General features: G+C 59.6%; 6 protein-coding genes. 2 read left to right on the forward strand and 4 right to left on the reverse strand.

Going from position 1 to position 5,582, the window contains the following annotated elements:
* Nucleotides 1-175: 175 nt before the first annotated feature.
* From Q8Q83_RS02880 to Q8Q83_RS02895, 4 genes are all read right to left on the reverse strand, one after another.
* Nucleotides 176-943, reverse strand: coding sequence for an SDR family oxidoreductase (locus tag Q8Q83_RS02880; protein WP_305620978.1), 768 nt, complete (start codon nucleotides 941-943; stop codon nucleotides 176-178).
* 33 nt (nucleotides 944-976) lie between these two features.
* Nucleotides 977-2,044: a phosphotransferase family protein gene (locus tag Q8Q83_RS02885; protein WP_305620980.1), complete on the reverse strand. Its 1,068-nt coding sequence runs from the start codon at nucleotides 2,042-2,044 to the stop codon at nucleotides 977-979.
* 284 nt (nucleotides 2,045-2,328) lie between these two features.
* The gene (locus tag Q8Q83_RS02890) at nucleotides 2,329-2,643 is read right to left on the reverse strand and encodes an SCP2 sterol-binding domain-containing protein (RefSeq protein ID WP_305620985.1); all 315 of its coding nucleotides are present in this window, start codon (nucleotides 2,641-2,643) and stop codon (nucleotides 2,329-2,331) included.
* 54 nt (nucleotides 2,644-2,697) lie between these two features.
* Nucleotides 2,698-3,408: a histidine phosphatase family protein gene (locus tag Q8Q83_RS02895; RefSeq protein WP_305620982.1), complete on the reverse strand. Its 711-nt coding sequence runs from the start codon at nucleotides 3,406-3,408 to the stop codon at nucleotides 2,698-2,700.
* A 210-nt stretch (nucleotides 3,409-3,618) separates the two neighbouring features.
* Between Q8Q83_RS02895 and sohB the strand changes: the two genes are divergently transcribed.
* Together sohB and Q8Q83_RS02905 are read left to right on the forward strand one after the other, a co-directional pair.
* Nucleotides 3,619-4,638, forward strand: a complete 1,020-nt coding sequence (gene sohB / locus Q8Q83_RS02900; RefSeq protein ID WP_305620983.1) for a protease SohB — start codon at nucleotides 3,619-3,621, stop codon at nucleotides 4,636-4,638.
* Nucleotides 4,639-4,662: 24 nt separating this feature from the next.
* Nucleotides 4,663-5,582: YhdH/YhfP family quinone oxidoreductase (locus tag Q8Q83_RS02905; protein ID WP_305620984.1), on the forward strand; the 920-nt coding region annotated here is incomplete at its 3' end.

Below are 5,582 nucleotides of genomic sequence, written 5' to 3' on the forward strand. Positions count from 1 at the left end.
GCTGAACTGCATGCTTCAGCCCCACACTACGTCCTGCCCCATCGACGAGAAGATCGTATCTATCCACGCGCCATCAGGCTCAAATCGTCGAAGTATCCGATCAGAAATAAAAATGCCAGTCAGCTTAACTGACTGGCATTAACCCGCAGGTCCCTTTTTTCTTGGCTTCAGCCGCTTAGGACAGGTAGCCGCCGTCGACATTCAGCGCCACGCCTGTGGTGTAGCTGGACGCATCGCTGGCCAGATAGAGCACGGCGCCGGCCATCTCGCTCGGCTCGGCTATGCGCTTGAGCGGGATGCGCTGCAGCATCATGTTGCGGATAGCGTCGTTCTTCACCAGGGCCGAGGCGAACTTGGTGTCGGTCGCACCCGGCAGCAGGGCGTTGCAGCGGATGCCGAACTGCGCGCATTCCTTGGCGAACACCTTGGTCATGCTGATCACTGCGGCCTTGGTCACCGAGTAGATGCCTTGCATCTCGCCCGGGCTGACGCCGTTGATCGAGGCGACGTTGATGATGCTGCCACCACCGTTCTGCTTCATCAACTTGCCGCCTTCGATCGACATAAAGTAGTAACCGCGGATGTTCACATCGACGGTTTTCTGGAAGGCCGACAGGTCGGTTTCCAGCACGTTGCCGAACTGCGGGTTGGTGGCGGCGTTGTTGACCAGGATGTCCAGACGGCCGAACTGCTCGCGGATCTGGGCGAAGACGCTGGTGATCTGTTCCATCTCGCCGATATGGCAGGCAATAGCCGTGGCTTTGCCGCCTTCGGCAATGATGGCGTCGGCCACGGCCTGGCAGCCCTCGATCTTGCGGCTGGAGACGATCACATGGGCGCCTTGCTGGGCCAGCAGTTTGGCAATGGCTTCACCTATGCCGCGGCTGGCGCCGGAAACGAAAGCGATCTTGCCGTCGAGGTCGAACAGTTGGGTCTTGGACATGCGGTTCCCCTTGTCTGAAGGCGTTAGGCCGAATTACAGCTGCGACTTGTTGATGACCTGCAGGCTCATCTGCTCCAGCAGTTTGTTCATCTGCACAAACTGGGCGAAGCGTTTGTCCTGGGTTTGGCCGTGGTAATAGCGGTAGTAGATCTGCTGCACGATGCCGGCCAGGCGGAACAGGCCGTAGGTGTAGTAGAAGTCGATGCTTTTGATCTGGATGCCGGAGCGTTCGGCGTAGTAGTCGGCGAACTCCTGGCGAGTCAGCATGCCGGGGGCATTGCTCGGCTGGCGGCGCATCAGCTGCACCGGTGCGGAGTCGGCGGCTTCGATCCAGTAGGCGAGGGTGTTGCCCAGGTCCATCAGCGGGTCGCCGATTGTGGTCAGTTCCCAGTCCAGCACGCCGATGATCTGCATCGGGTTCTGCGGGTTGAGGATCACGTTGTCGAAGCGGTAGTCGTTATGCACTATGCCGGGCTTGTGGTGATCGGTGGGCATCTTGTCGTTGAGCCAGGCCTTGACCGGCTCCCACAGCGGTGCATCGGGGGTCAGGGCTTTCTCGTAGCGATCGCTCCAACCGCTGATCTGGCGCTTTACATAACCTTCCGGCTTGCCCAGATCGCCCAGGCCGCAGGCCTGGTAGTCGACCTTATGCAGGTCGACGAACTTGTCGATAAAGCTCTTGCACAGCTCGCGGGTCTGCTCCGGGCTGAAGTTCAGCTCGGCGGGCATATCCGAGCGCAGGATGATGCCGTTGACCCGCTCCATCACATAGAACTCGGCGCCTATCACCGACTCGTCGGTGCAATGCACATAGGCTTTCGGGCAGTAGGGGAAGCCGTCGTTCAGCTGGTTGAGAATGCGGTATTCGCGGCCCATGTCGTGGGCCGATTTGGCCTTGTGGCCAAAGGGTGGGCGACGCAGCACCAGCTCTTTATTGGGGTATTCGAGCAGGTAGGTCAGGTTTGAGGCGCCACCGGGAAACTGGCTGATACGCGGTTCGCCAGTCAGGCCGGGAATATGCGCCTTGAGGTACTGGTCGATGACAGTGGCGTCGAGTTCTTCGCCTTCGCGGATACGGGTGGACTGGTCAGTAAGCGCCATGTTTATCCCTTCTGCTTATGATGGGTGCCCAAGATTATTGGCTAATCTAATGCTGCAGCCTGTCGCTCACAAGCAATACGCGCCGTTATAGGTTGGCGTGTTGCCACACAATCAAGCTGCCTGATTGGCCATTCGAGCCCAGTTTGCGGGCGCAAAAAATTGCCGGGAGCAATTTTTAACGTCGCGTAGCGACGGCCCGTAGGGTGGCCGCCATGGATGGCCGGCCATAAAAAAACCGGAGTACAGGACTCCGGTTTTCTTGGTGTTCAGTGTTGCCTTGTCGCTTAAACCGGGAACAGTTCGCCCAGTTTCATCGCCAGCATCATGTCGCCTTCGGCGCGCAGCTTGCCGGACATGAACGCCTGCATGCCATCGGTCTCGCCGGTGGTGATGCCTTTCAGGGTTTCGCTGTCCATGATCAGGGTCACGTTGGCGTTGGCGTTGTCGCCTTGCTCAACGGCGCAGGTGCCGTCTTTGACGATCAGGGCGTAGTTCTCGCCGTCTTCGATATTGAACTGGAATACCAGGTCCAGGCCTGCAGCGGCGCCGGCATTGAATTTGGACTGCATGGTTTGGACGATGTCTGCAACGCTCATGATTTCTTCCTTTTCTCAGGTTTTTCTAGCGCCCGTATGGGAGCAGTGGGCCGTCACTCAACGGTAGGTGATGAGTTCCGGCGTCTTCAACAGCTGTAAATGCACATGGCTGTTGAAGGAAGCCAGGCTCACCTGCTTGCCGCGAAACTTCAGGCAGCTCAGTGAGGTATTAACAATTTGCCAGTTCAGCTCGAAAGCCTGGGCCGCTGGTATGCCGGTGATCAAGTGGAGCAGGGCGGTGATGGTGCCGCCTGAGGTGAAGACGGCGATGTTCTGCTTGCTGTTGGCTTGTTCGAGCAGACGGTTGAGGCCGCCGCGTACCTGCTCGACAAACTCTTGCCAGCTTTGCAGGCCGGGCTGGTCATGTTCACCGGAGATCCAGCGGCCAATCAGCAGGGCGAACAGACGCTGGAATTCGGCGCGGTTCTGCGCCGCATTGCGCAATATATGCAGGGCTTCGGGTTCTTCTGGAAGCAGGCCCGGGAGCAGGGCGCGTATCACCGCGTCGGCATCGAACTCATTAAAGGCCGCATCTATCTCGAGGGGCGGCACATCGATGGCGGCAGCCCGCAACTGCTCCAGGGCAGTATTGGCGGTGTGTTGCTGGCGGCGCAGGTCGCCACTCAGGCTGCGATCGAGTCGCGTGCCGAGTTGGGCGAGGTGCGCGCCCACCACTTCGGCCTGGCGAATGCCGATGTGCGAAAGCACATCGTAATCGTCGGCGCCGAATGAGGCTTGGCCATGTCGAATCAGGTAGATGCTGCCCACGTCCGCTAATATCCCGGTACGTTGAAGTTTTCGCGAGGTTATGGGGAAGCTGGGAAGCTGTCAACGTAAAAACATACGCTTGTTTGAATTGCATCATTGGCATCAATGTCTGGCCGTTGCTCGCTGGTCGCCAATCGGTGGTCTCGGTATGCTTGGGCTACATCTGCGCCGCTGAACAGCCGGCGTCGTCATCTGGACAAGGGGGAATGCGTGGAGTTTCTTGCAGAGTACATGGGCTTTCTGGCCAAGACAGTGACCCTGGTGGTGGCCATAGTGGTTGTGCTGGTGTCGATTGCGCTATTGCGTGGCAAGGGGCGACGGCATGTCGGTCAGCTGCAGGTGGACAAGCTCAATGACTTCTACAAAGAGCTGCACCAGCGCCTGGAGCAGTCGGTGCTGGACAAGGATCAGCTGAAAGCCGCGCACAAGGCCGAAGCCAAGGCGGCCAAGCTGGAGAAGAAAGCCGGCGGCCATAAACCTCGGGTCTATGTGTTGGATTTCGACGGCGATATCAAGGCCTCGGCCACTGACAGGCTGCGCCATGAGATCACTGCTTTACTGAGTATGGCGACGGCGAACGATGAGGTGGTGCTGCGTTTGGAAAGCGGTGGCGGCATGGTCCACAGCTATGGCTTGGCCTCCTCGCAACTGGCGCGAATTCGCCAGGCCGGCGTGCCCTTGACCATCTGCATCGACAAGGTCGCGGCCAGTGGCGGTTATATGATGGCCTGCATCGGCGAGAAGATCATTTCCGCGCCTTTCGCCATTCTCGGTTCGATCGGCGTGGTGGCGCAATTGCCCAATGTGCACCGTTTGCTGAAAAAGCATGACATCGACTTCGAAGTGCTGACCGCCGGCGAATACAAGCGCACCCTGACGGTATTCGGCGAAAACACCGAGAAGGGCCGGGAGAAGTTCCAGGAAGACCTGGAAACCACCCATGAGCTGTTCAAGAACTTTGTCGCCCGCTATCGCCCGCAGCTGGCGATCGAGCAGATCGCCACGGGCGAAGTCTGGTTGGGCCTCAGTGCATTGGAAAAACAATTGGTCGATGAACTCAAGACCAGCGACGAATACCTCGCCGAGCGTGCCAAGCAGGCCGATTTGTACCATCTGCACTATGCCGAGAAGAAATCCTTGCAGGAGCGTGTAGGCCTGGCGGCCAGCGTGGCGCTCGATCGCTTCGCCTTGACTTGGCTGAGCCGTTTGCAGCAACAACGCTTCTGGTAATCCGTATTTTCACAGGGGAAGACGATGAGCAGCTTCAGCGCACTGCAGGCCCGCGAGAACGCCGCGGGTCAATTCGAGCAGGTCATTGTCCAGCGTGATACCGACGAACTGCCGGCCGGCGAGCTGCTGGTACGGGTCAAGTATTCCTCGCTCAATTACAAGGATGCGTTGTCGGCCAGCGGCAACCGAGGCGTGACCAAGAGCTTCCCGCATACCCCGGGTATCGATGCGGCGGGGGTAGTGGAAGCCTCCAGCGTTGCCGAGTTCAGTGTGGGCGATGAGGTGATAGTCACCGGCTACGATCTGGGTATGAACACCGCCGGTGGCTTCGCCCAGTACATTCGCATTCCCGCCAGCTGGGCGCTAAAGCGGCCCCTGGGGCTGTCACTGCGCGAAGCCATGGTGCTCGGCACTGCCGGCCTTACCGCCGCCCTGTGTGTCGACAAGCTCGAACAGGCGGGCGTCACGCCGGATGCCGGGCCTATTCTGGTGACGGGAGCCACGGGCGGCGTGGGCAGCATTGCCGTGGTGCTGCTGAGCAAGTTGGGCTATCGCGTCGCCGCGGCGACGGGCAAGGCCGAGCAGGCAGAGTTTCTCAAGAGCCTGGGCGCGCAAGAAATAGTTTCGCGCAGCCAGTTGCAGGAGGGCAGCGAGCGGCCGATGCTCAAAGAGCAGTGGGGCGGCGCGGTGGATACGGTGGGCGGCGATATCCTGTGCAACCTGCTCAAGGCGCTGCGCTATGGTGGCAGTGCGGCCTGCTGCGGTTTGACCGCAGGCGTCGGTTTCCAGGGCAGTGTGCTGCCGTTTATCCTGCGCGGCGTGAACCTGCTGGGAGTCGATTCGGTTGAGCTGCCGCTGGTGGTCAAGGCCTCCATGTGGGACAGGCTGTCGCTGCAATGGAAGCTCAATCTGGACGCCCTGGTCACCGAGGTGACGCTGCCGCA

Source organism: Pseudomonas sp. (assembly GCF_030696055.1).
Taxonomy (GTDB): Bacteria; Pseudomonadota; Gammaproteobacteria; order Pseudomonadales; family Pseudomonadaceae; genus Aquipseudomonas.

Bases quoted from the DNA above. Each gene is read 5' to 3' on its own strand.
- Q8Q83_RS02880 (WP_305620978.1), bottom strand. From the start codon at position 943: ATGTCCAAGACCCAACTGTTCGACCTCGACGGCAAGATCGCTTTCGTT.
- Q8Q83_RS02885 (WP_305620980.1), bottom strand. From the start codon at position 2,044: ATGGCGCTTACTGACCAGTCCACCCGTATCCGCGAAGGCGAAGAACTC.